This is a genomic window from Legionella moravica DSM 19234, from assembly GCF_000423305.1.
Lineage (GTDB): Bacteria > Pseudomonadota > Gammaproteobacteria > Legionellales > Legionellaceae > Legionella > Legionella moravica.
The window spans coordinates 1-2,485 of the sequence record NZ_AUHS01000054.1; the positions used below are offsets into that span (position 1 = coordinate 1).

Genomic DNA, 2,485 nt, shown 5'->3' on the forward strand with positions numbered 1-2,485 from the left:
CCGGCAGGGGCAGATACCATTGCTCGGAAATTTCAGTTCCGTCTTTAGTGTGCGTCAGCGTGACCCGGTCAAGTTCTGGATGGAGGCTTTGATCGACGAGGGTTTTAGTCAGCCAGGATTTGGTGTTTTCTTTGAGTTGCGATGTTTTTTTGCGGCGTTCGTATCGCTCCCTGACACTCCTCATACGATCTTGTGCCGCCCCATTTCCTTTTGCACTAAGGGACATGATTGGTGTTGCTGAGGAGGAAGAAGAAGTCGATGAGGACGATGAGGATGATGAAGACGATGAGGCCGTCGAAGAACTTGCGCCATTGTGACGAACAAGGTATTTGTGCGCCAGGCGAATAGCGAGCGATGCCGCTGCATTCGATACAAACACGTCGTGCGTGCTTTGCTCATTTCTTGTAGCAAGGGCAATCTGCTGTTCTCTAGGGTCAGCCATAGAATAGTTCCTTAAAATAAATTCATTGGGTCAATATTAATACAAATTGTACTAATTGTAAATATGTTGGCCCATGCAAGATCTTCCGATTTAAAATCGATACTAACCGCTAAACTCATGTTTTTTTTGATAATTTGTTCTCTGGATTTACTATTTTTGAGTTTATGGCCTCTGATGAATAATTGTGACTAAAAACGGAAGGGGAGCAGAATACTGAATTAGATGAGTGGGCGCCTGCTCAATCGACGCCCCTCTAATAAAAACCATTAGTTATAGGATATCGCCAGTCTTTTCCGAATGCCACTGGGCTTATTTTGATTCCTGGAGCAGCCTGGCGGCGTTTGTACTCATTGTGTTTGATTAATTTAATGACTTTATTGACTTCATGCGGTTTAAATCCCTGATTGATAATTTCTCTGGCACTTAATCGTTGTTCCATATAAGCCACTATAATGGCATCGAGAACGGAATATTCCGGCAAGCTGTCCTGGTCCTTTTGATTTTCCCTGAGTTCAGCAGATGGGGCTCGCGTGATGACTCGTTCAGGAATGACTGGTGAGATAGTGTTTCTGTAATGCGCCAGATCATAGACCTGAGTCTTAAGGACATCTTTTAGTACAGAGAAACCACCGGCCATATCGCCATACAATGTGGCGTAACCTACGGCAGATTCACTTTTATTGCTGGTGGTCAGTACCATTTTCCCAGTTTTGTTGGACATGGCCATTAACAACATTCCACGAATTCTGGCTTGTATGTTTTCTTCAGTAGTATCTGGTGCCAATCCTGTAAAAACGGGTTCAAGCAGAGACAGTATGGAGTTAAATATAGGCTCAATGGACAGCGTACTATGAGAAACCTTGAGGATATCCAGTTGCTGTAAGGCATCTTCTTTACTCATTGATGCGGTGTATCGTGAGGGCATCATTACCGCATGGACCTGCTCTGCTCCCAGGGCATCGACCGCTATGCTTAAGGTTAAGGCTGAATCTATGCCTCCAGATAGACCAAGAAGGACGCCTGGAAATTTGTTTTTTCTAACGTAATCTCGTGTGCCGCAGACTAATCCTTTATAAATTAATGCTTCATTTGAGAGAAGAGGGGTCAAAGTTCCCTCAACGGTGTCTTTTGAAAGTTCTACAGTAGATAAATGCTCTTCAAAAGCGGGGGCTCGGGCGCACACGGTGCCTGTTTTATCCATGGCAAATGATTGACCATCAAACAATAATTCATCCTGACCGCCAATCTGGTTCACATAGATCATCGCGACTCCTCTTTTAGCAAAAGATCGCAACAGTTCCACTCGGGCAGAATATTTATGGTAATCGAAGGGAGATGCATTCACGCTTATAATAGCGTCCACTCCTGCTTCAATTAAATCATCTACTGGACCTGGTTGCCACAAGTCCTCGCAAATGCAAATTCCCAATTTGTAATTATTAATCATTAAGGTGCATGGATCGCTTGGACCTGGGGTAAAATAACGCGCCTCATCAAATACATGGTAATTAGGTAATTTCTGTTTGTGATATGTTCTGATTTTTTGTCCCATGTGGAATATGCTTATACTGTTATAACAGCGCTCGTTATCCATCGCAGGATGACCAATCAGTATATAACAGGCTTTAGTAGCTAACTGAATTCGTTGCAGACTTTCATTGACTGCCTGATAAAAATCATTACGAAACAACAGATCTTCAGGAGGATAGCCCGTGAGTGAGAGTTCCGGAAAAATGATGACGTCATGCTCCGATTGTTGGGATTCAATGAGTTTAATAATTTGGATTTCATTGGACTGAATCGCACCAACTGTTGGATTGATTTGCGCCATCAAAAGCTTGAGATTCTCTTGCATGTCAGTAGGTCAAGTAAGTGGTTTACTTACCATTGTATCGTATCTGGAAACAAAGTTATATTGAGCTTCGTCCTCTTTCCACGGCTGTCCCATTCAAAATGTGACGTCTTTACGAGCGTAGCGAGGAATCTCCTGCAAATTGGCACAATCTGAATTAATGCATTAATTATCATTACCTTTTAAACTCT

At 42.9% G+C, this 2,485-nt stretch carries 2 protein-coding genes; both read right to left on the minus strand.

The features are described 5' to 3' along the window. On the minus strand, positions 1–442 hold a 442-nt coding region (locus G543_RS19020; RefSeq protein WP_211219668.1), incomplete at its 3' end, for a hypothetical protein. A gap of 253 nt (positions 443–695) precedes the next feature. Beyond that, the gene (locus G543_RS0110085) at positions 696–2,297 is read right to left on the minus strand and encodes an NAD+ synthase (protein WP_028384394.1); all 1,602 of its coding nucleotides are present in this window, start codon (positions 2,295–2,297) and stop codon (positions 696–698) included. Positions 2,298–2,485 lie beyond the last annotated feature (188 nt).